Annotated in this window: 28 protein-coding genes and 1 tRNA gene; 13 read left to right on the forward strand and 16 right to left on the reverse strand. The window is 71.1% G+C overall.

Annotated features, from left to right (window positions below; translation table 11 throughout):
* Window positions 1-77 precede the first annotated feature (77 nt).
* The 3 genes from ACQPYE_RS01415 to ACQPYE_RS01425 form a co-directional block, all read right to left on the reverse strand.
* On the reverse strand, window positions 78-1,886 hold the full coding sequence (locus ACQPYE_RS01415; RefSeq protein ID WP_498718703.1) for a prolyl oligopeptidase family serine peptidase: 1,809 nt from the start codon (window positions 1,884-1,886) through the stop codon (window positions 78-80).
* On the reverse strand, window positions 1,883-2,668 hold the full coding sequence (locus tag ACQPYE_RS01420) for a class I SAM-dependent methyltransferase (RefSeq protein ID WP_498718704.1): 786 nt from the start codon (window positions 2,666-2,668) through the stop codon (window positions 1,883-1,885). Before ACQPYE_RS01420 ends, ACQPYE_RS01415 begins: the two co-directional genes overlap by 4 nt.
* 75 nt (window positions 2,669-2,743) lie before the next feature.
* Window positions 2,744-2,956 (reverse strand): hypothetical protein, encoded by a 213-nt coding sequence (locus ACQPYE_RS01425; protein WP_498718705.1) that lies wholly within the window; start codon window positions 2,954-2,956, stop codon window positions 2,744-2,746.
* A 251-nt stretch (window positions 2,957-3,207) separates the two neighbouring features.
* Between ACQPYE_RS01425 and ACQPYE_RS01430 the strand changes: the two genes are divergently transcribed.
* The 3 genes from ACQPYE_RS01430 to ACQPYE_RS01440 all read left to right on the forward strand — a co-directional run bounded on the left by ACQPYE_RS01430 (window position 3,208) and on the right by ACQPYE_RS01440 (window position 4,870).
* Window positions 3,208-3,408 (forward strand): hypothetical protein, encoded by a 201-nt coding sequence (locus ACQPYE_RS01430; RefSeq protein ID WP_053715626.1) that lies wholly within the window; start codon window positions 3,208-3,210, stop codon window positions 3,406-3,408.
* 262 nt (window positions 3,409-3,670) lie between these two features.
* Window positions 3,671-4,003 carry a hypothetical protein gene (locus ACQPYE_RS01435; RefSeq protein ID WP_498718706.1) on the forward strand — a complete coding sequence of 111 codons (333 nt, stop codon included), beginning with the start codon at window positions 3,671-3,673 and terminating at the stop codon, window positions 4,001-4,003.
* A gap of 516 nt (window positions 4,004-4,519) precedes the next feature.
* Window positions 4,520-4,870: a helix-turn-helix domain-containing protein gene (locus ACQPYE_RS01440; protein ID WP_498718707.1), complete on the forward strand. Its 351-nt coding sequence runs from the start codon at window positions 4,520-4,522 to the stop codon at window positions 4,868-4,870.
* A 212-nt stretch (window positions 4,871-5,082) separates the two neighbouring features.
* On the opposite strand, the gene ACQPYE_RS01445 is transcribed toward ACQPYE_RS01440, so the two are convergent.
* Both ACQPYE_RS01445 and ACQPYE_RS01450 read right to left on the reverse strand, forming a co-directional pair.
* A tRNA-Pro gene (locus ACQPYE_RS01445) sits at window positions 5,083-5,156 on the reverse strand.
* 24 nt (window positions 5,157-5,180) lie between these two features.
* The gene (locus ACQPYE_RS01450) at window positions 5,181-6,140 is read right to left on the reverse strand and encodes a metallophosphoesterase (RefSeq protein ID WP_498718708.1); all 960 of its coding nucleotides are present in this window, start codon (window positions 6,138-6,140) and stop codon (window positions 5,181-5,183) included.
* Between the two features lie 64 nt (window positions 6,141-6,204).
* On the opposite strand from ACQPYE_RS01450, the gene ACQPYE_RS01455 reads away from it, so the two are divergent.
* Window positions 6,205-6,672 carry a GatB/YqeY domain-containing protein gene (locus tag ACQPYE_RS01455; RefSeq protein ID WP_498718709.1) on the forward strand — a complete coding sequence of 156 codons (468 nt, stop codon included), beginning with the start codon at window positions 6,205-6,207 and terminating at the stop codon, window positions 6,670-6,672.
* Between the two features lie 636 nt (window positions 6,673-7,308).
* Here ACQPYE_RS01455 and ACQPYE_RS01460 read toward each other — a convergent pair.
* Window positions 7,309-9,780, reverse strand: coding sequence for a transglycosylase domain-containing protein (locus ACQPYE_RS01460; protein WP_498718710.1), 2,472 nt, complete (start codon window positions 9,778-9,780; stop codon window positions 7,309-7,311).
* A 256-nt stretch (window positions 9,781-10,036) separates the two neighbouring features.
* Here ACQPYE_RS01460 and ACQPYE_RS01465 point away from each other — a divergent pair, with 256 nt between their 5' ends.
* Entirely contained in the window at window positions 10,037-10,333 is a 297-nt protein-coding gene (locus tag ACQPYE_RS01465; RefSeq protein ID WP_123744590.1) for a WhiB family transcriptional regulator, read from the forward strand.
* A gap of 14 nt (window positions 10,334-10,347) precedes the next feature.
* Here ACQPYE_RS01465 and bagB read toward each other — a convergent pair whose 3' ends face one another.
* From bagB to ACQPYE_RS01485, 4 genes are read right to left on the reverse strand one after another with little or no spacing between them, the layout of a single operon-like run.
* Window positions 10,348-11,463 carry an ATPase BagB gene (bagB, locus tag ACQPYE_RS01470; protein WP_230570035.1) on the reverse strand — a complete coding sequence of 372 codons (1,116 nt, stop codon included), beginning with the start codon at window positions 11,461-11,463 and terminating at the stop codon, window positions 10,348-10,350.
* Entirely contained in the window at window positions 11,460-12,452 is a 993-nt protein-coding gene (bagA, locus tag ACQPYE_RS01475) for an ATPase BagA (protein WP_498718711.1), read from the reverse strand. The genes bagB and bagA overlap by 4 nt, the downstream gene beginning before the upstream one ends.
* A 55-nt stretch (window positions 12,453-12,507) precedes the next feature.
* A complete protein-coding gene (locus tag ACQPYE_RS01480; protein ID WP_123744587.1) occupies window positions 12,508-12,759 on the reverse strand; it encodes a hypothetical protein in 252 nt (83 codons plus the stop codon).
* A 32-nt stretch (window positions 12,760-12,791) separates the two neighbouring features.
* Window positions 12,792-13,079 carry a hypothetical protein gene (locus tag ACQPYE_RS01485; protein WP_498718712.1) on the reverse strand — a complete coding sequence of 96 codons (288 nt, stop codon included), beginning with the start codon at window positions 13,077-13,079 and terminating at the stop codon, window positions 12,792-12,794.
* Between ACQPYE_RS01485 and ACQPYE_RS01490 the strand changes: the two genes are divergently transcribed.
* From ACQPYE_RS01490 to ACQPYE_RS01515, 6 genes are all read left to right on the forward strand, one after another.
* Complete coding sequence (locus ACQPYE_RS01490) at window positions 13,063-13,623, forward strand: DUF5753 domain-containing protein (protein WP_498718713.1); 561 nt, start codon at window positions 13,063-13,065, stop codon at window positions 13,621-13,623. The two genes, ACQPYE_RS01485 and ACQPYE_RS01490, sit on opposite strands and share 17 nt — an antisense overlap.
* A complete protein-coding gene (locus ACQPYE_RS01495) occupies window positions 13,620-13,802 on the forward strand; it encodes a DUF397 domain-containing protein (RefSeq protein WP_498718714.1) in 183 nt (60 codons plus the stop codon). Before ACQPYE_RS01490 ends, ACQPYE_RS01495 begins: the two co-directional genes overlap by 4 nt.
* 69 nt (window positions 13,803-13,871) lie before the next feature.
* A complete protein-coding gene (sp36, locus tag ACQPYE_RS01500) occupies window positions 13,872-14,027 on the forward strand; it encodes a Sp36 family protein (protein WP_106616451.1) in 156 nt (51 codons plus the stop codon).
* The gene (locus tag ACQPYE_RS01505; RefSeq protein WP_498718715.1) at window positions 14,024-14,482 is read left to right on the forward strand and encodes a RidA family protein; all 459 of its coding nucleotides are present in this window, start codon (window positions 14,024-14,026) and stop codon (window positions 14,480-14,482) included. Before sp36 ends, ACQPYE_RS01505 begins: the two co-directional genes overlap by 4 nt.
* Window position 14,483: 1 nt before the next feature.
* Window positions 14,484-15,086 (forward strand): hypothetical protein, encoded by a 603-nt coding sequence (locus tag ACQPYE_RS01510; protein ID WP_498718716.1) that lies wholly within the window; start codon window positions 14,484-14,486, stop codon window positions 15,084-15,086.
* Window positions 15,087-15,124: 38 nt separating this feature from the next.
* Window positions 15,125-16,471 (forward strand): hypothetical protein, encoded by a 1,347-nt coding sequence (locus ACQPYE_RS01515; protein ID WP_498718717.1) that lies wholly within the window; start codon window positions 15,125-15,127, stop codon window positions 16,469-16,471.
* Between the two features lie 56 nt (window positions 16,472-16,527).
* Here ACQPYE_RS01515 and ACQPYE_RS01520 read toward each other — a convergent pair whose 3' ends face one another.
* On the reverse strand, window positions 16,528-17,427 hold the full coding sequence (locus ACQPYE_RS01520) for a Gfo/Idh/MocA family protein (RefSeq protein WP_498718718.1): 900 nt from the start codon (window positions 17,425-17,427) through the stop codon (window positions 16,528-16,530).
* 8 nt (window positions 17,428-17,435) lie between these two features.
* Window positions 17,436-17,792 carry a hypothetical protein gene (locus ACQPYE_RS01525; protein ID WP_498718719.1) on the reverse strand — a complete coding sequence of 119 codons (357 nt, stop codon included), beginning with the start codon at window positions 17,790-17,792 and terminating at the stop codon, window positions 17,436-17,438.
* 28 nt (window positions 17,793-17,820) lie between these two features.
* Between ACQPYE_RS01525 and ACQPYE_RS01530 the strand changes: the two genes are divergently transcribed.
* Window positions 17,821-18,624: an NUDIX hydrolase gene (locus tag ACQPYE_RS01530; protein WP_498718720.1), complete on the forward strand. Its 804-nt coding sequence runs from the start codon at window positions 17,821-17,823 to the stop codon at window positions 18,622-18,624.
* Window positions 18,621-19,394: an MBL fold metallo-hydrolase gene (locus tag ACQPYE_RS01535; RefSeq protein ID WP_498718721.1), complete on the forward strand. Its 774-nt coding sequence runs from the start codon at window positions 18,621-18,623 to the stop codon at window positions 19,392-19,394. The genes ACQPYE_RS01530 and ACQPYE_RS01535 overlap by 4 nt, the downstream gene beginning before the upstream one ends.
* Window positions 19,395-19,455: 61 nt before the next feature.
* On the opposite strand, the gene dnaN is transcribed toward ACQPYE_RS01535, so the two are convergent.
* The 4 genes from dnaN to ACQPYE_RS01555 all read right to left on the reverse strand — a co-directional run bounded on the left by dnaN (window position 19,456) and on the right by ACQPYE_RS01555 (window position 23,433).
* The gene (gene dnaN / locus ACQPYE_RS01540; RefSeq protein WP_498718722.1) at window positions 19,456-20,562 is read right to left on the reverse strand and encodes a DNA polymerase III subunit beta; all 1,107 of its coding nucleotides are present in this window, start codon (window positions 20,560-20,562) and stop codon (window positions 19,456-19,458) included.
* A 67-nt stretch (window positions 20,563-20,629) separates the two neighbouring features.
* Window positions 20,630-21,865, reverse strand: a complete 1,236-nt coding sequence (locus tag ACQPYE_RS01545; protein WP_498718723.1) for an MFS transporter — start codon at window positions 21,863-21,865, stop codon at window positions 20,630-20,632.
* 442 nt (window positions 21,866-22,307) lie between these two features.
* Entirely contained in the window at window positions 22,308-22,982 is a 675-nt protein-coding gene (locus ACQPYE_RS01550) for a Crp/Fnr family transcriptional regulator (RefSeq protein ID WP_033441932.1), read from the reverse strand.
* A 199-nt stretch (window positions 22,983-23,181) separates the two neighbouring features.
* Window positions 23,182-23,433, reverse strand: a complete 252-nt coding sequence (locus ACQPYE_RS01555) for a hypothetical protein (protein ID WP_015097743.1) — start codon at window positions 23,431-23,433, stop codon at window positions 23,182-23,184.
* Between the last annotated feature and the right edge of the window lie 107 nt (window positions 23,434-23,540).

Here is a 23,540-nt window from a genome sequence, read left to right on the forward strand (position 1 = left end):
ACGGCACCGTCCTTGCGGCACCGCCCTCGCGACGAGCGCCGGCACCGTCCTCGCGGCGAGCGCCGGGCCCGCCGCTCCTAGAGCACGCGCTGCACGAAAGCGACTTCGGCGGCCGTCTGCCGGATCGTCTCGGCGACCACCAGTGACCCGTGCCCGGCGTCGTACCGGTACACCTCGTACGCCGCCCCGCGCGCCGCCAGCCGCTCCAGGTAGTTGTCGATCTGCCGGATCGGGCAGCGCGGGTCGTTCTCCCCCGCCAGCACGAGCACGGGCGCGCGCACCGCGTCCACGTACGTCAACGGCGAGCACTCGCGGTACCGGTCGGGCACCTCCTCCGGCGAACCGCCGAACAACGCCCGGTCGAACGCGCGCAGCGGCTCCATCTCGTCCTCGTAAGCGGCCAGGTAGTCCGCCACCGGCACGCCCGCGACACCCGCCGCCCACCGCTCCGGCTGCGTGCCCAGCGCCAGCAGCGACAGGTACCCGCCCCACGACGCGCCGTTGACCACGCACCTCGCCGGGTCGGCGAACCCGGACCCGACGGCCCACTCGTGCACCGCCGCCACGTCCTCCAGCTCGGTCAACCCCGGCCGGCCCTCGATCGCGTCACGCCACTTCGACCCGTACCCGGTGGACCCGCGGTAGTTCACGTGCACCACGGCGAACCCGGCGTCCAGCCACACCGCGCGGTACGCGGAGAACCGGTCCTCGTCCGCCGAGTGCGGCCCGCCGTGCAGGTGGAACACCGTCGGCAGCGGACCGTCGGGCGCACCGGCCGGCCGCGCGACCAGGGCGTGCACGTCGCCCACGAACACGTCGGTCAGGTCGACCGACGGCGGCGCCTTGTGGCCGGGCGGCTCCAGCAGCACGCGCTCGTCGCCGTCCACGTCCAGCACCCGCACCACCCCCGGCTGCCCGGCCGACGACCACGAGTACTCCACCGCGCCGTCGGGCCGCACGTTCGCGCCGCCCACCGTGCCGTGCGGGGTGTCCAACGCCGACAGGACGCCGGTCCCCAGGTCGTAGCGGTGCAGGGTGTTGCGCGCCTGGAACGTGTGCAGGACCAGCAGCGACCGCGCGTCCGGGTACCAGTCGGCGCTGATCTCGCCCGGCAGGTCGATCACGACCTCGGTCTCGGTGTCCGCCGCGACGTCCCAGATCAGCAGCTCGTCCTTGCCGCGCCGCTCGTGCCCGACCAGCAGCCGGTTGTCGCCGCGCACCGGGCTGAACGCGATCGCGTCCAGGCCCTTCCCCGGCCCGTCCCACTTCTCAGTGACTTTTTCACCTGACGGGGTGATCACGCGCAGCGCCGCGTGCCGGTTGTCGCCGTGCTCGGAGTGCGACAGCACGACCAGCGTCTCGTCCTTGGACAACGCCGACACGCCGCCGTCGTTCTCGTGCGCGTAGACCACCTCGGCCGGCCCGCCGCCGCGCGCCACGTAAACGGTGGTGCCGTCGTCGGTGGACGTGCCGACCGCGACGACCTCGTGCCCGATCTCCAACCCGGCCGGGTAGCCCGCGGGCACGCCGTCGACGGCGGGCTTCGGGCCGTCACCCGGCTTGAACGGCTCGCTGACCCACGTGCCGAACTCGTCACCGTCGGTGTCGGCGAACCACCAGATCGCGGCGCCGTCGGGGCTGAGCGCGCCGTGCGACGTGCCGTTCGGGCGGTCGGTCACCTTGCGGTGGGTGTCGCTCGCGCGGTCCCAGGCGTAGATCTCCCACACGCCGCTGGAGTTCGACAGGTACAGGCTGCGGTCGGGCGCGTCGTCGGCCCACCCCGGCAGGCTCACGCGCGGTGCCGTGAAGCGGGCCCGCCAGCGGGCTTCGGCCTCGGCGTCGGCGAACAGCGGGTCGGGCACTTCGGCGGTCGGGTGCGTCGTCACACACCCGATCCTGCCGGCTTCCGCGCGGTGACCAGGTAGTAGTCCACGAGACCCCGCTCGGCGGCGCGCAACCAGTTGCGGTCCCAGTGGTCGGGGCGCGGGCCCAGTTCGAGCCACCGGTCCAGGCCGCGCCACACGTGCTCGCCGATGGCGCGCGCGGTGACCTCGGCGAACCCGGCCCCACGCAGGTCGCGCACCACGTCGTCGACGCGGTGGGCGCGGTCGAGGCCGGAGGCGAACGTCTCCAGCAGCTCGGCCAGCCGCGCCCCCGCGTCATCCGTCCTGGTGAAGAACGTGGTGACGGCCAACCGCCCGCCCGGCGCGAGCACGCGGGCGCTCTCGCGCGCGAACCCCGGGACGTCCTCGAAGTGCTGCGCGGCCTCCACGGACAGCAGGGCGTCGAACGACGCGTCGGGGAACGGGAGGTCGTCGCACGCGCCCTGGACGAACGCCGCGCGCGGGTCGTCGTTGGCCTCCGCCGCCCGCGCGACCTGCTCCGGCACCAGGTCGACGCCCCGGACCACCGCCGGCCCGCGGCTCAGGACGCGACGCGCGCCCAGGCCGCGCCCCGAGCCGACCTCGATCACCCGGTCGCCCGGTCCGATCCCGAGCGCGGTCACGACCAGGTCGTACAGGGCCTGCTGCGAGGCGATCCGCTGCTCGACGGTCAGCCCGCCGTCCAGCGGGATGCCCGCCCAGTAGCCGAAGTTGATGAAACCACCGGCGAACACCGGTAACGCCGCCAGGTCACCGGCCCCGTACACGCGCCGCACGTCTCCCATGTCCACGATCATGCCGCGCCGCGTTCACGGTGCGTGAGAGCGATTCGGCCACGGAAGGTCACCGGGCAGGGCGGTTCAGCGGTCGAGCTCCTCGGCCATGATCCGGTCCAGCTTGCGCGACGCCCGGACGAGGGCACGGCAGGCCGCGGCGATCGGCACGGTGATCACGGCGACGACGAGGGCCGCGAGCGGCGAGGCCAGAACCCCGACCAGACCGGTCAAACCGATCGTGACCTGCGCCCAGGCGATCATCGGGACCCAGCTCCTGGTGGCGGTGTCGGTCGTCATGCGCATCTCCCTGCCGGCGGTGGTGGACGCCAATCGGACTTGTCGACTCGTCGTCGTCCCGTCTCCGCTGGTCGTTACTCAACGTCACTTAGATCGACAACCTTCACTCGATCGGGTTAACGGAACGTGACAGGCCCTCGCGACACGCCGGGTCCGGCGAATTAAGAAACAGCGGGGAGTAGTTCGTAACGTCCTCGTTGGTCCGAACGAATCACGGGTTACACGGGTGGCAGCGCAGGGAGGTCTGACCGATGATCGAGAACACGGTTCGGCAGGGCGGTCGCGTCGGGTGCACCGACGCCCTGGGTCGTCGGCGCACGCTGGAGGTGTCGCTCACCGAAGAGGGCAACGTCTGCATCCACACCCCGCCCGGCGAGTCCGCGAAGCTCGACTGGAACGAGGTCGGCGAACTCCTCCGGCGCCTCGCGGAGCTGCGACCGCACGTGAAGTGACGTCCGGTCGGCGCGGTCGGGGGGATCAGCGGACCCTCCCGACCGCCACCCGACCGGAAATCGGTTCGGCGTCCGCCGCGCCACCCGCTCCAATGGGCACACGATCGACCACGCGGAACTCAACCGCCGTCACTGGGAAGACAACGCCGCCGCCGCGCACGGCCCCCTGACGCGCGAGCACTGGTCGAAGACCGAACCGCGCCGGGGCCTGTGGGCCACCCCCGAGTCCGAGGTCTCGGCCCTGCCGCCGGACGTGTCCGGGATGGACGTCGTCGAACTCGGCTGCGGCACCGCCTACGTGTCGGCGTGGCCGGCCAGGATGGGCGCCCGCCCGTCGGCATCGACATCTCGGCCCGCCGGCTCGACACCGCCCGCGAGATGCAGGCCGAATCGGCCTCGACTTCCCCTGCCGCACGGCGAGGTGCTGCGGCTGCTGCGCTCGTCCGGCTTCACCGTGGACGACCTGATCGGGATCCAGGCGCCCACCCCGGCCAACCGCGAGTGCCAGGAGGTGTCGTCCGCGTGGGCGAGCCAGTGGCCGAGCGAGGAGATCCGAGAGGCGCGATTGACGTCTGGGCAGGTCAGGCAGTCGTAGCCATCCGAACGAGTAAATCTGTGATCGCGGGAGTAGACATTCGCCCCCCGACGTGTGTAGTGTTCTCCTTGTACGAGAGAGAACGTCAGATCGGCACGGGAGATGACGAACTACCCGTGATGCGGTGGCAAGGCGGTCAGGCGAGCTGGAGCCGATCAGTAGAAGGGGTTCCAGCGCGGTGACCGGGCGGTCGACGAGGTGAGCCGGAGCGCGCGAGAAGTCCGGTGCCGACCGCCGAAACGAGTGGCGAGCAAGTCGAGAACCAGGAAGAAGGGAAGGGCAGAACACCATCGGATCGCCTGCCTCAGGCCGAAGTCGGGCCAGGTGGGTACCGCAGTCCAGAAAGATTGGAAGGTGGTCTCCGGTTACGCAAACGCGATCCACGCAGTCTCCGCCGCTGTACGGGCGGATGACGCGGACACGGTAAACCGGCCGCGAGGCCGGATGGTGGGAACCCATAACCCTGGGGCCCGGTGCCGACAAACGGCACCGGGCCCCTCGTGGCGCGGAGGTGCGATGAACCCAGAAACGAACGAGCCGCGACTGGCGGCTGACAACTTGGACGACGACCACTACCCCGCCTTCACGATGGGCAGAGCCGCGGAGATGCTCGGCACCACGCCGGGTTTCCTGCGGGGCCTTGACGAGGCGAAGCTGATCGAGCCGGAGCGCTCGTCAGGCGGCCACCGCCGCTACTCCCGGTACCAACTCCGGTTGGCCTCCCGGGTCAGGGAACTGGTCGACCAGGGCATGAGCCTCGACGCCGCGTGCCGCATCGTCACCCTGGAGGACCAACTCCAGGAAGCCAGGGACCTCAACAAGCAGAACGAACCGGACCAGCCGTACCCGCCACTGCGGGGCGTGTGAACCGCGTCGGGCCCACCCGACCCAGCAGAGCCGCGCGCGTCACGGCCTCACCACCCGTGACGCGCCAGCCAGCCACTCTTCGTCAGTCCGACCACACCCACAAGCCTCACACCTGCGCCCGCATCGGCCTCCAACGAGCCGCCCCGCGCAGAGCTACACCGAAGACGACTCAGGGCCTGTCCGAATACTTCTCGGACAGGCCCTGAACTGTGTCGGGGTGACAGGATTTGAACCTGCGACCTCTTCGTCCCGAACGAAGCGCGCTACCAAACTGCGCCACACCCCGGCTTGCTCTCGAACGAGGAGAACTCTACCTGACGTTCCCACCCACTCCGAACCGGGTATCCCTTTTCGCGTCGGACAGGTCCTGACCTGCGTCAACGGGACGCGGGACCAAGGTCAGCAGGCTCGCCTCCGGCGGGCACGCGAAGCGGACCGGGGCGTAGGGCGACGTGCCCAGGCCGGCCGACACGTTCAGCCACATGTGCGCGCCCCACCGCGAGACGCCGCGCGCACGCGACCGGTCCAGTTCGCAGTTCGTCACGATCGCGCCGTAGCCCGGGATGCGCAGCTGGCCGCCGTGCGTGTGGCCCGCCAGCACCAGGTCGTAGCCCTCTGCGGCGAACGGGTCCAGCACGCGCGGCTCGGGGGAGTGCGTCACGCCGAGGCGCAGCGGGACGTCCGGCACCGGGCCGCTGATCTCGTCGAACCGGTCGCGCTTGAGGTGCGGGTCGTCCAGGCCCGCGGCGAAGACCTCCAGGCCGTTCACCTCGAACCGGTGGCGCGCGTGCGTCAGGTCCAGCCAGCCGCGTTCGACCATCGCCGCGCGCAGGTCCTTCCACGGCAGCGGGATGCCGTGGATCCGCCGCGTCTTCGCCGACGGCAGCAGGTAGCGGGCCGGGTTCTTCGGGCGCGGCGCGTAGTAGTCGTTGCTGCCGAACACGAACACGCCGGGACGGCTCAGCAGCGGACCGAGCGCGCGCACGACCGCCGGCACGGCCTGCTTGTGCGCCAGGTTGTCGCCGGTGTTCACGACGAGGTCCGGCTCCAGCTCGTCCAGCGCGGCGACCCACCGCTGCTTGGACTTCTGGCCCGGCATCATGTGGAGGTCCGAGATGTGCAGCACCCGCAGCGGCGACGAGCCGGGCGCGAGCACCGGCACTGTCGCCTCGCGCAACGTCCACCGCCTCCGCTCGATGCCCGCCGCGTAAGCGAGCGTGGCGGTGCCGAGGGCGGTCGTGGCAAGCAGCGTTCGGCCGAGCGTGTTCACGTTGTCGAGGGTAGGGGGTTAACCGATTCGGGGTGAGACGGGCTTCCCGGTACCGTTCCGGCTCATGGCGGAGTTGAAGGCGCGGTTGCAGGCGGACCTGACGGCGGCGATCAAGGGCCGGGAGACGGTCCGGGCAGGCGCGCTGCGGATGACGTTGGCCGCCCTGACCACCGAAGAGGTCTCCGGCAAGAGCGCTCGCGAGCTCGGTGACGACGAGGTGCTCAAGGTCATCACCCGTGAGGTGAAGAAGCGCAAGGAAGCGGCGGAGGCGTTCGCCGGCGCGGGCCGCACCGAGCAGGCGGAGTTGGAGCAGGCCGAGTCCAAGATCCTGGAGGCGTACCTGCCGGCGCAGCTTGGCGACGCCGAGCTGGCAACCCTGGTCGACGCCGCGGTCGCCCAGGTGGCCGAGCAGCTCGGCGAGAAGCCCGGCCAGCGGCAGATGGGCCAGGTCATGAAGGCGGTCAACGCCCAGGTGGCGGGCCGCGCGGACGGCGGCCGAGTTGCCGCTGCGGTCAAGGCCAAGCTGATCTAAGGTCGCAGGTCGTGGGGTGCTGCGGCTCAGCACCCCACACTCGAGGTCGAGAACGGTCAGACCAAACACGATTGGGTGAACATCGCCCGAAAATGTACGGAAACACCGTTCTCGTACCTCGGTTGAAAACCAGCGGAGCCTCGAGACCACCCCACTACCCTCCGACCACCGCCCACCACCCCAGCCATCCCCGTCACTGCTGCCACTGCCACTGCCACTGCGGCTGCGGCTGTGACTAGCCACGAGGGAACGGGGCGGAACGGAGCCGGGTGTTCGGCGGAGACGGGCTGATCGTCCGGACGCAGGCAGGACCGCAGTGTGAGTCGGCCGCGCGACTGGATGCCACAAGCTGGCACGGCATGGTGCCCGCTCGCCATGCCCTCGCAATCGGCCCGCTGGCACCACGCGCCTCGCGGACTGTCGCCACGTCCGCTCTGCGTCTCGCTATCACAGCCACAGCGTCGCCGTGCCGGTGCCGTGCCGAGTCGGGCCATCGAGGCTGCGGGGCAGACCCGGCTGCGGGTCACGTGCGCCCTGGTGCCACGTCTCGCGGCTGCCACGCCGTGGGGCTGCGCCGCCTCGCCCGGGTTGCGGCACGCGGCAGGCTGAGGAGGGCGGGAGCGGGTGGGGTGGGGGTTAGCGGCGGGGTGGGTCGGTGGGGATGGTGATTTGTGGTGGGCCGGTGGGGCGGATGGGGTCGTTGGGGCGGGTTGGTTGGCCTTGGCCCGGGTTTTGGGGTTCGGTGGTCGTCGGTGGGTCGGTCGCCTGTGGCGGGGGGACGTAGCCCGTGGAGACCAGCAGGGTGATCACGGTGCCCTTCAGGGCGCTGCCGCGAGGGGTTTGGCCGACGACTTGGCCCTTGGCCTGCTCGGAGTTGCGGTTCTGCGCGGAGACCTTGTAGCCGGCCTGTTCGAGGATCCGGGTGGCGTCGTTGACGTTCCGGCCGACCACCTCGGGCACGCGGATCTCGCTGCCGCCCTTGAGGTAGCGCTCCTCGACGGCCGGCATGCCGCGCACCGGCAGTCCTTCGTGGACCCTGGTCATCGTGTCGAACCACGTGCGCGCGGGGACGGTGCCGCCGTAGATGTCACCCTTGCCGCACAAGCGGGGTGGGCCGCCGTTGACGCAGATCCCCCGCGGTTCGACGCCGTCGTTGAAGGTCTGCACGGCGCCGGCGAAGTCCGGGGTCGCGCCGATGAACGCGGCCGACTTGTAGTCCTCCGTCGTCCCCGTCTTGCCCAGCATCGGCCGGGTCCACTTGAACTGGCGGGCGGCGCCGGCGGCGGTCCCGCTCGCCTGGTCGTCCTTCGACATGCCCACGGCCAGGCCGTTCGCCAGGGGCTCGGCCACGACCTGCTCGCACGGCGCCTCGTTGACCGGCACGGGCTGGCCGGCGCGGTCCACGATCTGGGCGATCGGGGACGGCGGGCACCACACGCCGCCGCTCATGATCGTCGCCGCGACGTTCGCCAGCTCCAAAGTGCTCACCGGCGCCGGGCTCAACGTGAACGAGGCGTTGCCGCCGTTGGACTTGTAGAACTCGGTCTGCGAGATCCGCAGCTCCTTGCTCTTCGCCTTCGCGTCCGGCCGCACGCCCGCGATGTTCGTCGCCATCGTCTCGCGCATCCCCAACCGCGACGCCATGTCCACCACCGGGTCCATGCCCAGCTGCTCTTCCAGGATCACGAACCCGGTGTTCGGCGAGGTCTGCAACGCCGTCTGCAACGACATCTGCGCCGGGTACGACGACGACGCGTTGCCCAGGCAGTACCACCGCGTGTTCGGCTCACCGGTCGGCGGGCACTTGTCCCCACCGCCCTTGAACACCCGCGACACGTAAGAGTTCGGCGTGGCCATCGTGTTCTCGATGCCCATGCCCTTCTCCAACGCCGCCGCGGCCGTGAACACCTTGTAGACCGACCCGGCCCCGAACTTGTTCTCCACCCCGGACGGCAGGTCGAACTGGGTCTGGAACTGGTCGGCCTTCAGCCCGTAGTCGCGGTTCGCCACCAGCGCCACGACCTCGTGCCGTTCCTTGCCCGGCCGCACGACCGCCATCGTGTTCGCGATCCCGTCGGTCGACTTCGCGACCTGCGCCTCCGCCGCCCGCTTCGCGTGATCGGTGATCGTGCGGTCCAAAGTGGTCCGGATCGTGTAGCCGCCGGTCTTCAGCTGCTCCTGGCTGAAACCGTTGCGCGCCAAGTAGTTCAGCGCGTACGAGCAGAAGAACCCGTGCTCCGGCCCCGCGCCGACGCACCCGCTGGGCGGCGTCCGCACCGGCGTCGCCAGGCCGAGCGGTTCGGCCTTCGCGGCGGTGGCGGCGTCACGCGAGAGCTTGTCGTTCTCGACCATCTTGTCGATCACCTGGTTGCGCCGCTCCAACGCCTTCTCCGGGAACACCTCCGGGTTCAGCGCGGACGGGCTGTTGACCATGCCCGCGAGCATCGCCGCCTGCGACACGGTCAGCTTGTCCGCCGTCGTGTTGAAGTAGGCCTGCGACGCCGCCGCGATGCCGTAGATCGTCGAGCCGAACGGCACCACGTTCAGGTACCGGGCGAGGATCTCCTCCTTGCCCAGCTGGCTCTCCAGTTGCAACGAGATGCGCCACTCGCGCGCCTTGCGCGCGACCGTCTGCTCCTGCGCCTTCTGCTGCTCCACCTGGTTGTTGCGCGCGACGACGTGCACGAGGTAGTTCTTCACGTACTGCTGCGTGAGCGTCGAAGCGCCCTGCGTGACCGAGCCGCTGAACTGGTTCGTCAACCCGGCCCGGATCGTGCCCCGCCAGTCCACGCCCTGGTGCTCGTAGAACCGGCGGTCCTCGACGGAGATCAGCGCGGCCTTCATCGTCGGTGAGATCATCTCGGGCGTGACGAGCACGCGGTACTGGTCGTAGAGGTAGGCGATCGGCGCGCCGTCCTTGTCCGTGATCGTGGAGATCAACGGCGGGTCGGTGGTGACCAGGTCGGCCGAGATGCTGTCGACCGTGTCGCTGGCGCTGTTCGACACCACCCCCAGCGAGCCGACGACAGGGAACAACATGCCTGCCAGCAGCACTCCGGCTAGCAGACACAGGCCGAGCAGTTTCAGCACGCCGTTCCTGGCTCGCATGCAGGTCAGCGTACGCGGCACCTGAAGGGGTGATTCGGATCGCGCACAGTTGATTACACAGGATGAGTACTCGTACTCAAGACAGGTAACAGGTGGGCAACCCAGGGTTGGAGGTGGAACCGGAAGGCTCTACAGTCCGTCACTGTCCACGACAGCAGCCGACGGCGCGACCACTCGATGGTGAGCCTACGGCATCCGCGGCAGGGGTGTGGCGGATTTAGAAGCTCTGGGCACTGTGTGAACTGAGGTGGGGGATATGCAGCAGGTGCAGGGGGATTGGCGGATCAAGGCCTCGTGCCGTGATGAAGAGCCGGACCAGCTCTTCGTTCGCGGCGCCGAGCAGCGCAAGGCGAAGGTGGTGTGCCTGGGATGCCCGGTGCGCACCGAGTGCCTTGCCGAGGCCCTGGACAACCGGATCGAATTCGGTGTGTGGGGCGGTATGACGGAGCGTGAACGGCGGGCGTTGCTGAGGCGTCGCCCGGATGTCACCTCATGGCACGAGCTCCTCGACACGGCACGTCAGGAGCACCACGAGGAGTCCGCGGTCGGCTGACCGGCCGGGCTTCCCTACTCGCCCGCCAACCGCCGACCGATCTCGTGCAGGCCGTCCAGGTCGTGCACGTCGGTGGGCAGCGCGGGCACCCCGATCAGCGGAACACCGGGGTGCGCACGGGTGAACCGCGCGAGCAGTCGCTTCTCCCGATCGGCGACGGCCACGCGATCCGCGTGCACCCGCAACACCGCGGCAGCCAGCGGAGCGTCTCCAGTGCGCTCGAGCCGGTCCGCCGCCGCCAACGCGCCTGGTGCCGGCAAGGGGGCCAGCACCGGGTGCGTCCGGTTCGCGACCAGGCCGGTCAACGGCATCCGTTCCGCGCTCAACCGCTCCACGAAGTAGCTGGCTTCGCGCAACGCGTCCGGTTCGGCCGCCGCGACCACCAGAAATCCGGTTCCGGGTGATCGCAGCAGCTCGTAGGTGGCCTGGGCGCGTTGCCGGAAGCCACCGAACATGCTGTCGAACGCCTGCACGAACGTCGAGGCGTCCTGCAGGAGTTGGCCTCCGACGATGGTGGACACGGCTTTGGTGAACAGGCCGAAGCCCGCGCCCACGATCTTGCGGATGCCGCGCCCGCCCGCCCGGGCGGGCGCCGACAGCATCCGGATCAGCTTGCCGTCCAGCACCGTCGACAGCCGCTGCGGCGCGTCCAGGAAGTCCAGCGCCGACCGGCTCGGCGGCGTGTCCACGACGACCAGGTCCCACTCGTCGCGTTCGACCAGCTGGCCCAGCTTCTCCATCGCCATGTACTCCTGCGTGCCGGAGAACGACGTGGAGATCGTCTGGTAGAACGGGTTCGCCAGGATCTGCTCGGCCCGCTCACGGCCGGCGTGCTGCCACACCATGTCGTCGAACGTGCGACGCATGTCCAGCATCATCGCGTGCAGCTCGCCCTTGACGCCCTCCACCTCGACGCGCCGCGGCTGGTTGTCCAGCTCGCCGAGGCCCAGCGACTGCGCCAGCCGGCGCGCCGGGTCGATGGTCAGCACGACGGCACGCCTGCCGCGCTCGGCGGCCCGCACGGCCAGCGCCGCCGCCGTGGTCGTCTTGCCGACGCCGCCGGACCCGCAGCACACCAGCACCCGGGTCGCCGGGTCGTCCAGCAGCGCGTCCACGTCGAGCCGGTTCACCGCACACCCCGCCCGACCAGCACCTCGGCCAGCTCGTAGAGCGCGGCCACGTCCACCCCGTCGGTCACCTCCGGCAGTTCCAGCGTCGGCAGGTCCGCCTCGGCCAGCTTCTCCTTCGCGCGTTCCTCCGTGCGGACGCGCAACGCGTGCTCCACGGTCTGCTCGACCAGCCCGTCCAGCACGTCGCCGTCCACCTCCAGGCCCGCCGCCTCCAGCCCGGCCCGCACCCGGCCGCGGTCGACGCGCCCCTCGGACGCCGACGCGACCGACCGCGCGGGCAACCGCGGCTGGCTGACCCGGTTCACGAACACCGCGCCCGGCCGCAGGTCCGCGGCGTCCAGGTCGGCCACCGCGTCCAACGTCTCCCGCACCGGCATCTCCTCGAGCAGCGCCACCAGGTGCACCGCCGTGTCACCGGAGTGCAGCAGCTTGACCACGCCGTCGCTCTGGCCCTTGATCGGCCCCACCTTGGCGAGGTCGGCCATGGCCCGGGTGACGTCCAGGAACCGGACCACCCGACCGGTCGGCGGCGCGTCGAGCACGACCGCGTCGTACTCGTGCCGCCCGGTCTTGCCCGCGCGGCGCACGCACTCCTTGACCTTGCCCGTGAGCAGCACGTCCCGCAGGCCGGGGGCCAACGTGGTGGCGAACTCGATCGCGCCCATCCTCTTCAACGTCCGGCCGGCGAAGCCGAGGTTGTAGAACATGTCGAGGTACTCGAGCAACGCCGCCTCGGGGTCCACCGCGAGCGCGCGCACCTCACCGCCACCGGGCGCGGACGCGATCCGCTCCTCGGAGTACGGCAGCGGCGCGCGGTCGAAGAGCTGCGCGATGCCCTGCCGGTTCTCGACCTCCACCAGCAGCACGCGCCGCCCGCCGGTGGCCAGCGCCAGCGCGAGCGCGGCGGCGACCGTGGTCTTGCCGGTCCCGCCCTTGCCCGTCACCACGTGCAGCCGCGCCCGGGTGAGTTCGTCGGTCCAGCCGTTCACCGGATCAGCCTATGCGCGCCGCCCTGAGAACCGCTGGCCACGCCGCCCGCCACGGTCAGTCCCACATGGTGACGAACACCACCCCGATGGCGGTCGCCGCGACGACGCCCCAGGCCAGGACCGACGGCAGCACGTACGCGATCAACACCGCCACGACCGCGACGGTCACCGCCCCGACCAGCAACGCCCGCATCACGTCGGACCGCCTGGCTCCCTTGCGATCCCGCGCCTGGGCCATGCCGACGAGGATCATCACCAGCCCGCCCAGCAGGAACGCGCTGGTGGCGACGATCCGCCACGTTTCCACGTGATCAAAGCTAGCGCGCAGTGATCGCCCAGTCACGTCACGCTTTGGGGCTCCCGCACCACCTCCTCCCGGTCCACCCACACCAGGCGCGCCCGCGCCGTCTTGTCGATCGCGAAGTACCAGAGCGCCCGCTCCGCGCTCGTGGTCGAGATGCGCAGCCCCGGACCGCCCTCCGGACCCCGCCCGATCCTGGAGCGGTCCGGCCTCAAGGTGGACGAGGTCGTCAAGGCCTCCCGGATGTCGCGCCCGACGATCACCCGGATGCTGTCCGGCGAGGCCCTGGCCCGCTGACCGGCGTTGTCGATGGTCCTGGACGTCATCGGGGCCACCCCGGAGGAGAAGACGCGGGCACTCCAGCTCTGGGAGGTGGCTGACGTCGACCCGTCGGTGATCGGGCACGCCCGTGACCTGCCCAGGCGGATCATCGGCGACAGCTGGGACGAGCACGCCGCCGCCGAGCGGTCGGAACGGCAGAAGCTGCTGGCGGGCGAGAGGCCGCTGGAGTTCCACGCGGTGGTGGACGAATCGGCGTTGCGGCGGTTGGTGGGCGGTGTCGAGGTGATGCGCGGGCAGTTGGACCACCTCGTCGCCGCGGCGGGACTGCCGAACGTGACGATCCAGGTCCTGCCGCACAGCCGAGGCGCCTACGAGGCGCAGGCCGGTGGCCTGCACCTGCTGGAGTTCGCCGAATCGGACGAGCCGCTCACCGCCTATGTGGAGGCGTTGACCGGTCTGGCTCCGGTGGAAGATGAAGATGCCGAGGTGTTGTCGGCCGTGTGGGACGACGCGGCACGCCTCGCGCTCACGGCGGAGGAGTCCGTGAGCCTCATCAGAGCAGTGCGGGACACGCTAGGAGATTCGTGATCAACCAAGAGTGGCGTAAGAGCAGCCGGAGCGCTTCCGCCGCCCAGTGCGTCGAGTTGGCGGTCGGTGAGCGGGTCGCCGGGGTGCGGGACACGAAGAACCGGGACGGCGGGACGTTGGAGTTCGGCGCGAAGGCGTTCGCCGCGTTCCTGGCTGATGTGAAGCGATCTCGGGTCTGAGCACGGCGTGACACGAATGGGGGTACTCGGACGGGTGCCCTCATTCAACGTCCCGCTAGGCTGCGGCCCATGCAGAAGTGGGAGTACGCGACCGTCCCGCTGTTGATCCACGCCACCAAGGCGATCCTGGACCAGTGGGGGGACGACGGCTGGGAGCTGGTCACCGTGCTGCCGAACCCGAGCGGTGAGCAGCACGTCGCCTACCTGAAGCGGCCCAAGGCATGAGCTGGACGGCGCGCCTGGCCGAGCTGGGTGTCGAACTGCCCGAGGTCGCGGCCCCCGTCGCGGCCTACGTGCCCGCCGTGCGCACCGGCCAACTGGTCTTCACGTCCGGGCAGCTGCCGTTCGTCAAGGGCACGCTCGCGGCCACCGGCAAGGTCGGCGGCGACGTCAGCCCCGAGGAGGCCAAGGCGCACGCCCGCACCTGCGCGCTGAACGCGTTGGCCGCCATCGACGCGCTCGTCGGCCTGGACCAGGTCGTGCGCGTCGTCAAGCTGGTCGGGTTCGTCGCCTCCGCCGACGGCTTCACCGGCCAGCCCGCCGTGATCAACGGGGCCTCCGACCTGCTCGGCGAGGTGTTCGGCGACGCCGGCAGGCACGCCCGGGCCGCGGTCGGCGTCGCCGAGCTGCCGCTGGGCGCGCCGGTCGAGGTGGAACTGATCGTCGAGATCGGGGAGTGAGATGTCGGACACGTGCCACGAGCTGTTGCTGAGGCTGGCCGGGCGGCTGCCGGACGACCTCATGTGGAGGTTCCGCGACTGGGCCGCCACGGACGCCATCACGGTGCTCGCGCGAGTCCTCCCGCGCACGTTGCTGCACGACAGGATCGGTCTCACGGACTACGAGCAGCGCCTGCTGGCGGACGCCCTCGTGCCGCACGGGGCCGACCGGTCCACGATCAGTTCCGTCAAAGGGCTGGACGAACTGCCCGAATCCGGCTACACCTTCTCCCCGGAATCACCCGATCGGGTGTCGATGGGTGATTCCGCGACCGTGGTGCTCGGAGCGACCTTGCGCGGACGTCCCGGGGTCGGCGAAGTCCGGTCCTCGTGGCGACTGGGCCGAGGCGAACCCAGGAGGCTGATCCTGGTCACCGCCACGACCGGCGAAACCCGGTTGACCGGTGAGCTCCAGCGAGTGCTGCGGGCGCTCGGCGAGCACGACCCGTGCGTTGAGGTACTGCCCGCCGGACTGGACCTGCCGCCCTACCACGGGGCGGCGTTGGCGGCGTCGGAGCTGGTGTGCGCCGGCGCCGACGCCGACGGGCACCTGGTGCCCGTATAGAGCTCGGCGCTCCCGCGCGGGCCGGAAGGAGAACAGGCGTGACGAACGACGGAGTGGGACTCCCCGTCCGTTTACACGACCTCCTGTTGGCGTTGGCCGGACGTGTCGACGACGACGCGTTGACGCAGGCTCGGGAGCTGCTGGCGGTCGCTGAGCTGGACAGAGCCGTGGAGCTGGTCGTCGGCTGCCTGCTGGCCGGCCGCATCCCGGTGTCGCCGGAGGAACGCCACGAGATCGGCTGGTTGCTCGGCGAGGTCCGCTCGGACCGGTCGCTGGCCGACCGGCTGTTCGCGGTCGAGCGCGTCCCGGTGGTCAAGCACCGGTTCACCGCGGAGTCCGACCCGGCCGACGGCCTCGGCGACGTGCTGGGCAAGACCGTGTCGGTGCTGCCGGACGTGCGCGGCGTGCGTGCCACGTGGCGGTCCAGCCCGGCCGGCGCGACGCCCGGACCGCTGCCGCAGCGGGTCGTCCTGGTGGACATCGGCCCGGCGGGATTCGCGCCGGCCACCGCCTACCGGGTGGACACCGTGCTGCGCAAGGCGGGCATCCGCGCGGCGGTCGAGGTGCTGACCGTGGGCACGCAGCTCGGCGAGTACCACGCGGCGGCCGTCACCACGGCGCGCGAGGTGTTCTTCTCGTCGGGGTCGACGAGCCCGCAGCCACCACCGGACCAGGCCACGTGGTTCGACGGTGAACCGCGGGACCAGGCACCGGTGATCGAGCCGGAACCGGTGCCTGTCGAACCCCAGAACGGCTCCAAGTCACGTCGGGCGCGCGTCGAGTCCTATGAAGGCGTGCAGCCGTTCCCGCCGAAGCCGGTGAAGCGGTTGCCGGTGCGCGAGCCGGTCGAGGACGTCCACGTCGAGGAAATGCGCGTCGAGGACGTCTACGTCGAGGACACGCGCGTGCAGGACATGCGCATGGAGGACACCCGGGTGGAGGACATCCGGGTGGAAGACGTGCGCGTGGAAGACGTTCGTCCGGAGGACGTTCACGTCGAGGACGTTCGCCCGGAAGAGACGCGCGTCGAGGAAGCCCCGGTGGTCCAGGAGACGGTGCCGGCCGAACCGCCGCCCGTGGTCGAGCAGCTGCGGCCCATGCCGATGTTCGCGTTCCCGGACGACCACCCGCTGTCGCGGGCCGAGGTCACCACGGAACTCGGGCCGGACGACCTGGCCGCGTTGCAGGCCGCGTTGGCGGAGGGGCAGCCACCCGCCGCCGTGCACCTGCCGCCGACCGTGGACGCCAAGCTCAGCGACCGGGAACGGGCGTTGTTGCAGCAGCTGCACGAGGAGCTGGCGCAGCGGGAGCAGCAGTCGTGGCCGGGTGGTCCCGAGTACGTCAACGGGGCGCCCAAGCCGACGAACGGCAAGTACCCCGGCTAGGAGTTCTCCGGCTCGGCCCTGTCGTCCCTGATGAGGGACGGCAGGGCCGAGCGGTTTCACGCTCCGGCTTTCCGCCGCGCCAGGTCGATGACCCGTTGCAGGTGCAGGCCGCGTCGGACGTCCAGCGGGTGCTCGGTGGCGCCGTTGTCGATCATGGCCACGAAGTCGTCCAGCAAGTTGGCGAACGCTTGCTGCGCGGTCGTGCCGCGGTCGGCCAGCACGTGGTGGCCGTGCTCCCCGTAGACGATCACCTCGGCGATGCTCGGGGTGAGCGGCAACCTCATGGTCATCGTGGCCACGCTGGTCGCGCCGCCCTCGTGCCGGAACACGACCTGCCACAGGCCGTGCTCGGACTCGTTCGCCGCGATGACGTCGGTGATCGTGCCCAAGGTGGCGTCGAGCAGGTCGAACGCGTGCGGGCCGATGTCGTCCAACGGACCGCGTTCGTGCCGCCACGGCGACTGGGAGTACGGACCGCCCAGGAGCGCTCCGTTCAGCCAGCGCGCGCTGCCACCTACCCAGCCGCCTTGCTGTTCGAGCCGCGCGAGCTGTTCGCGGGTCTCGGGGGCGTAGCGCTTGGTGAGGACGACCAGCGAGGCGACGTTGTTGGCCTTGACGGCGTCGGCGAGACGTTCGGCGTCCTCCAGGGTGGCCGCGATCGGCTTCTCCAGGATCAGGTGCCTGCCCTGCTCGGCGGCCTTGACGGCGATCCCGGCCTGCACCTCGGGCGGCACGGCGAACGCGACCGCGTCCACGTCGGCGATGAGCTCGTCGACGGACTCGGCGGTGGTCGCGCCGTGAGCCCCGGCGAGCTCGGTGGCCGCCTCTTCGCGGCGGGCCCAGATCGTGGTCAGGCGGGTGCCGGGGTGGTCGGCGATGACCGGTGCGTGCACCGCGGTCGCCCACGGGCCGGCACCGATGAGTCCTACGCGCAGCTGTTCGTCCACTTGGTCCATCCTGCCTCTCACCGGCCGCCGAGGTAACTCGACTCGGGGACGAAGATCCGGCCGCCGTGGTCGAACCTCAGCTCCACGCCGTCCGGGCGGCGGTCGACCTCGGGCGTGGCGCCCCACCCGCTCGGGATCTCGACGACGTGGCCGCGGTCGGGCGTCCGGCCGAGCCACACCTCGTGGTGCGTGCCGCCGACCAGGCTCGACCGCTCTTTGACGTAGACGTTCGGTGAGCCCTCGTCCGTGCTGGTCGTCGTGCTGCCGGGGAGGAAGAGGAGCACGGCGGCCGTCGCCGTCAGGGCCGTGCCGAGGATCGCGCCCCCGACGAACAGCAGGACGTTCAGGAGGCAGCCTTTGCGCGTGGTGTCCACACGCGGATGATCCTCGTAGGCTCGGGTCGTGCGCGAACTCCCCGATGAACTCGTGTTGCCCGCGTCGCCGGCGCTCCCGGACCTCACGGGGCCGCCGGCGCGGCCCCGTGACGCGGCGACCGTGGTGCTGGTGCGTGACGGCGCGGCGGGGCTGGAGGCGTTCCTGCTGCGGCGGGTGGCCGGGATGGCGTTCGCGGGCGGGATGACGGTGTTCCCGGGCGGTGGGGTCGACCGGCGTGACGCGGACACGTCGGTGGCGTGGAGCGGGCCGCCGCCGTCGTGGTGGGCTTCGAGGTTCGGGTGTCCGGTCGAGTTGGCCACCGCGTTGGTGTGCGCGGCGGTGCGGGAGACGTTCGAGGAGTCCGGGGTGCTGCTGGCCGGGCCGTCCTCGACGTCGGTGGTGGCCGACACGGCCGCTTACGCCTCGGCGCGGACGGCGCTGGTGGCGCGGGAGCTGTCGTTGGCGCAGTTCCTGGCCTCGGAGGGGTTGGTGCTGCGGGCGGACCTGCTGCGGCCGTGGGCGAACTGGTTGACGCCGGTGGAGGAGCCCCGGCGGTACGACACGTACTTCTTCGTGGCGGTGCTGCCCGAGGGGCAGCGCGCCGACGGGGCGACCACGGAGGCTTCGGACGCGGCTTGGCAGCGGCCCGCGGAGGCCCTGGCGGACTGGAAGGGTGGGCGGCGGGCATTGATGCCACCCACTTGGGTGACGTTGACGGAGTTGGACGAATTGGGGTCGGTGTCGGCGGTGGTGGACGCGTCTCGGACGGTGTCGAAGGTGATTCCGAAGTTGGTGCGGGAGGGGTCGGTGTACCGGGTGGTCGTGCCGTGAGCGAGTTGGTTTATGGGGTGTTGCGGCAGGTCACGCCCACGGCGGCGGTGCTGCTGGCGGAGAACCCCGGCGTGATGACGTTGGAGGGGACGAACACCTGGGTGTTGCGCGCGCCCGGGTCGGCTTCCTGCGTGGTGGTCGATCCGGGGCCCGCGGACGCCGTGCACCTGGGGCGGATCGCCCGGGAGGCGCCGGTGGAGGTCGTGCTGCTGACGCACGGTCACCCTGATCATTCGGATGGGGCACGTTCGTTCGGGCGACAGGTGGACGCGCCGGTGCGGTCCGTGGATCCGGCGTTCCGGTTGGGCGGGGAGGGGTTGGCCGAGGGGGACGTGATCTCGGCGGCCGGGTTGTCGATCCGGGTGCTGCCCACGCCGGGGCACACGGCCGATTCGGTGTGCTTCCGGTTGGACGACGCGGTGTTGACCGGGGACACGGTGCTGGGGCGGGGGACGACCGTGGTCGCCCATCCCGATGGGCGGCTCGGTGACTACCTGGAGTCGTTGCGCCTGTTGACCACGCTTCCGGTGGGCACGATCGGGTTGCCGGGGCATGGGCCGGAGCTGCCGGACGTGGTCGCTGCCGCCGGCGGGTACTTGGCGCACCGTGAGCAGCGGTTGGCGCAGGTCAGGGCAGCGGTGGCGGCCTTGGGCGGCGCTCCGACGGCACGCGAGGTGGTGGAGGTCGTGTACGCCGACGTCGACCGTTCGCTGTGGCCGGCGGCGGAGTGGTCGGTGCGGGCTCAGCTGGAGTACCTGCGCGACGCCTGAGCGGTCTCCGCGACCTACCACGGTTCCGGACCGACAAGTGGGAACGCGGCCCGGCGACCACCTACGAGACCGTGCGCAGCGGGACGACCAGGTAGGTGAGCTCCACTCCGTCCGGTCCCGCTTGGCTCGTCAGGACGGTGGAGCGCAGGCCGTCTTGGATCCGGAGTTCGACCCGGCGGCCGCTGAAAGCGCGCAGGGCGTCGGACAGGTACTTGGCCTGGAAGGTCTTGGTCACGCGGTTGCCGTCGATGGTGGCCTTGACCGACTCCTCGGACTCGCCGCTCTGCGGATCGCTGCCGCGCACCCGCAGTTCGCCGTCGTCCACCTGGATGGTGACCGAACCGTGCGGACCGGCGTACGGGACCGCGCGTCGCACCGCGCCGGCCAGCACGTCGGCCTCCACCAGCACCGTGCTGTCGATGACCGCCTCCAGCAGCTTCCGCACTCGGTCGTCGGGGAAGGGCGCCGCCAGCAGCGCCGTGCTCACACTGCCACCCGCCCACGACAGGGCGATGCGGTCCACGTCGGCGTGCACCGTCACCTCCGCGTCGCGGTCCGGTTGCCGGGACGCCTCGGCCAGCACCACCGCCGGCGCGAGGACGTCCAGCTCGCCGGTCGGCAGCCACGGCAGCGAGGCGAACGCCATGCGGTAGCGGTCGGTGGCGATCAGTTCCAGCCGACCGCCCGGCGCGTTGTGCATGCGCACGCCGGTGAACATCGGCAGGGCGTCGTCCTTCGACGCGGCCGACGACACCGGGGCCAGGGCGGCGGTCAGGGTCCGGGCGGGGATCACGCCCACGGCCGGGGGCAGCGGGGGGATGCCGGGGTGGGACGCGAGGTCCAGCAGCGGCAGGGCGAAGCGGGCGGTCGAGGTGCGGATGGCCAGGCGGGAGCCCTCGACGACCAGTCGGGCCTGGGGGTCTTCCAGGCCGCGCAGGGTGTCGGCCAGGGGGCGGGCCGGGACCACCACGGCACCGTCGGTGTGCACGGTCGCCGCACGGGTCAGGCGGACGGCGTGTTCGCGGTCGCTGCCCGCCAGCTCGACGCCGCCGGCGGACGCGCGCAGCACCAGGCCGGCCAGCACCGGGTCGTACACCCTGGTCGGCAGCAGGCGGGCGACGTCGGCAGCGGCGGCGGCGAGGTCGGCGGTGGTGGCGGTCAGGTCCATGCCGGTGAAGGTAGACCCGACCACCGACAGTTTCCGACCACCGACAATTTCCAGGGGAGGGGAGGGGTCAGCGGGAGACGAGGGCCAGTTCGTCCTGGCGCAGCGGGACGCCGGCGGCGACCGTGCGGCGGAAGATCCAGACCAGGACGGCGATCACCAGGCCGGAGGCGGCTGCCGCGACGAACGCCACGCCGGTGCCGTGGGACTCGACCAGCTGACCGCTCGCCGACTGGCCGATGGCCAACCCGACCGTCACCGCCGTCACCACCCAGCCGAACGCCTCGGTGGCCGTCCCGGCGGGCGCGACCTGCTCGATCGCGGCCGAGTGGGTGGTGGCCTGCGGCGTGATCAGGGTGCCGACCACGAACAGCGCCGCGCCCAGGCCGATCAACGTCGTCGGCACGGCGAGCAGCAGCGACAGCACCGCGAAGCCGCCCAGCAGCACGGGCAGCCGCAGGTGCATGGCCCGCGGGAACGGGCGCATCGAGTACAGGATGCCGAACAGCACCGAGCTGACCGACCACAGGCTCAGCAGCAGCCCGCCCATGCCGACGTGACCGGCCTGCGCGGCGGCGGCGGGCACGGCCACCTCGATGAACCCGATCGTGACGCCGAAACCCAGCGCCGCCAACGCGACCGTGCGCATGCCGGGTGACGCCAGCGCGCCGAGCAGGTTCCGCCTCATGGGCTCCGGGCGGACGCCGCGCACGGTCGGGTTCATCGCGAACCACAGCGCGCCGACCACCATCGACACCGCGCCGATCACCACGCCGGTCCCCGCCCACGGCGCCGTGACCAGCAGCCCGGCCAGGCCGGGGCCGAGGATGAAGAAGACCTCCATGCTGATCGCCTCGTAGGCGTACCCGGCCAGCCGCGTCGGCCCGGCGGGCAGCACGTGCGCCCACAGGGCGCGGGACGCGGAGCCGACCATCGGCTCGGTGATCCCGACCAGGAACGCGACCGGCACCAGCACGGCCAGCGTGGCGCCGGCCTCGACCGCGCCGATCGCCAGCGCCACGAACACCACGAACAGCGACACCGCGCCGAGCAGCGGGCGGGTCGGCCCGAGCCGGTCCATCAGCCTGCCCTGCACGATCGACCCGACCGCGACACCCACCAACGACGACGCCGACACCAGGCCCGCCGCGGCGAACGAGCCGGTCTCGCGCTGCACGTAGAGCAGCAGCGACAGACCGACCATCGCGATCGGCAGGCGGGCGAGCAGGGACGCGACCACGGGGCCGCGCATCCCGGGGGTGGTGAGGGCAGCTCGGTAGTCGGAGAGGCGGGCAGAGTGGGACATGCGTACCAGTATGCCTCGCACTGGTACGCCCGTACCAGTCATCGCGCGGTGTGATCCGTCACCGGCCCGGAAAACGGTCTTGGACCGTCCAGCGGCTGGGAGTGGGTTGCAGTTCGATTACAACAATGGGATGACCGGGTGAAACCACCCGGAGAAACCGCTGAACAGAGGGTCCTTGAGGGTGAACGGGCTTGAGTTGCGGGGGAGGTGGCGTGCGATCGTGGAAGCAGCCACCACCACGTCGCCGCCGAGTCACTGCCGGCTCGTTTCGCGTGCGGTGGCAGCGGGTAACCAAGCCTCCTTCCGGTGCCACGAGGGTCGGGGCCTGCGGGTGCCGGAGGTGTGGAAGGCGCGGTCTGTCGGGGGATGGGCCGTGCGGCAACAAGACCGGTGCGCCGCGTCGGGGGCGGCGCCCGGTCTTGTTGTTCCTCCGGCGGTGCTGTCAGCGGGCGCGTCGAGCCAGGCGCTCCGGGTCCAGGATCAGCACGCTCTTGCCCTCCAGTCGCAGCCAACCGCGGTGGGCGAAGTCGGCCAGGGCCTTGTTCACCGTCTCGCGCGAAGCGCCGACGAACTGGGCGATCTCCTCCTGCGTCAGGTCGTGGGTGACCCGCAGCAGACCGGCCTCCTGGCTGCCGAAGCGCTGTGCGAGCTGCAGCAGCGCCTTGGCGACCCGGCCGGGCACGTCGGTGAAGATCAGGTCGGCCAGCATGGAGTTCGTCCGGCGCAGCCTGCGGGCCAAGGCCCTCAGCAACTGCTCGGCGATCTCCGGCCGGTTGGTGATCCACTGCCGCAGCGCTGGGCGGTCCATGCTGACCGCGCGCACTTCGGTCACCGTGGTCGCGGTGGACGTGCGCGGACCGGGGTCGAAGATCGACAGCTCGCCGAACATGTCGGACGGTCCGAAGATCCCCAAGAGGTTCTCCCGGCCGTCCGGCGACTTGCGGCCGATCTTCACCTTGCCGGACTGGATGATGTAGAGCCGGTCGCCCGGCTCGCCTTCCGCGAAGATCACGTGGCCACGCGGGAATTCAACAGACTCCAGCGTCTGCGCCAGCGCCTCCGCTGCGGCCTGTTCAACCCCCTGGAAAATGCCCGCGCGGGCCAGGGTCTCGTCCACCTCGTCCCTCCTGTCGAGACGCGGCGGCATGGTTGAGCGCGTTCCGCCTTCTGGCGGATCAGCGCCTGCCGCCGATCACTGAGTGCAGTCTAAGGGCTGTGGTCGGGATCGCCTTTCGGCGCGCCGCCCATCCCAGCCCGGACAGCCCGATAAGGCCCTCGGGGGGTTGACCCCGTGGGCCTCGCCGGTCCTTCCCCGCTTAGCGGCGGGTGCGCCGCTGACGCAGGTTCCTGGCACGACCGCCCAGCCTGCGCAGCCGGAACAGTTCCAGCGCGCGGCCGATGCCGTGCCCGTAGAGCGCCCTGACCTCGTCGGGGCGCGCCGACTCCAGGAACTCCTCGACCTCGTCCTCCTGCACGGCGACGTGCCGCAGACGAGCTTCAACGCGCTCCATGAAGAGCGCGAAGAACATGATCACGATCGGAACGGCGATGACGAACCAGGCAGTCATGATGGCTCCGATCCTTGCGCATCCGGTTCGGCGCGCGGTCAAGGGGGGGTCACTCCGGCGTGTCGGTTCGAGGTCGTTCGACCGTTCAAAGGACGTGTGCGGTCGGC

This window comes from Actinosynnema sp. CA-299493, from assembly GCF_050946825.1.
Taxonomy (GTDB): Bacteria; Actinomycetota; Actinomycetes; order Mycobacteriales; family Pseudonocardiaceae; genus Actinosynnema.

Coding starts and splice junctions, on each gene's coding strand:
- sp36 (WP_106616451.1), top strand. CDS start 13,872: ATGCAGAAGTGGGAGTACGCGACCGTCCCGCTGTTGATCCACGCCACC.
- ACQPYE_RS01545 (WP_498718723.1), bottom strand. CDS start 21,865: ATGTCCCACTCTGCCCGCCTCTCCGACTACCGAGCTGCCCTCACCACC.
- ACQPYE_RS01485 (WP_498718712.1), bottom strand. CDS start 13,079: ATGACGTCCAGGACCATCGACAACGCCGGTCAGCGGGCCAGGGCCTCG.
- ACQPYE_RS01490 (WP_498718713.1), top strand. CDS start 13,063: ATGGTCCTGGACGTCATCGGGGCCACCCCGGAGGAGAAGACGCGGGCA.
- ACQPYE_RS01440 (WP_498718707.1), top strand. CDS start 4,520: ATGAACCCAGAAACGAACGAGCCGCGACTGGCGGCTGACAACTTGGAC.
- ACQPYE_RS01425 (WP_498718705.1), bottom strand. CDS start 2,956: ATGACGACCGACACCGCCACCAGGAGCTGGGTCCCGATGATCGCCTGG.
- ACQPYE_RS01430 (WP_053715626.1), top strand. CDS start 3,208: ATGATCGAGAACACGGTTCGGCAGGGCGGTCGCGTCGGGTGCACCGAC.
- ACQPYE_RS01505 (WP_498718715.1), top strand. CDS start 14,024: ATGAGCTGGACGGCGCGCCTGGCCGAGCTGGGTGTCGAACTGCCCGAG.
- ACQPYE_RS01420 (WP_498718704.1), bottom strand. CDS start 2,668: ATGGGAGACGTGCGGCGCGTGTACGGGGCCGGTGACCTGGCGGCGTTA.
- ACQPYE_RS01465 (WP_123744590.1), top strand. CDS start 10,037: ATGCAGCAGGTGCAGGGGGATTGGCGGATCAAGGCCTCGTGCCGTGAT.
- dnaN (WP_498718722.1), bottom strand. CDS start 20,562: ATGGACCTGACCGCCACCACCGCCGACCTCGCCGCCGCCGCTGCCGAC.
- ACQPYE_RS01510 (WP_498718716.1), top strand. CDS start 14,484: ATGTCGGACACGTGCCACGAGCTGTTGCTGAGGCTGGCCGGGCGGCTG.
- ACQPYE_RS01455 (WP_498718709.1), top strand. CDS start 6,205: ATGGCGGAGTTGAAGGCGCGGTTGCAGGCGGACCTGACGGCGGCGATC.
- ACQPYE_RS01520 (WP_498718718.1), bottom strand. CDS start 17,427: ATGGACCAAGTGGACGAACAGCTGCGCGTAGGACTCATCGGTGCCGGC.
- ACQPYE_RS01460 (WP_498718710.1), bottom strand. CDS start 9,780: ATGCGAGCCAGGAACGGCGTGCTGAAACTGCTCGGCCTGTGTCTGCTA.
- ACQPYE_RS01555 (WP_015097743.1), bottom strand. CDS start 23,433: ATGACTGCCTGGTTCGTCATCGCCGTTCCGATCGTGATCATGTTCTTC.
- ACQPYE_RS01435 (WP_498718706.1), top strand. CDS start 3,671: ATGGACGTCGTCGAACTCGGCTGCGGCACCGCCTACGTGTCGGCGTGG.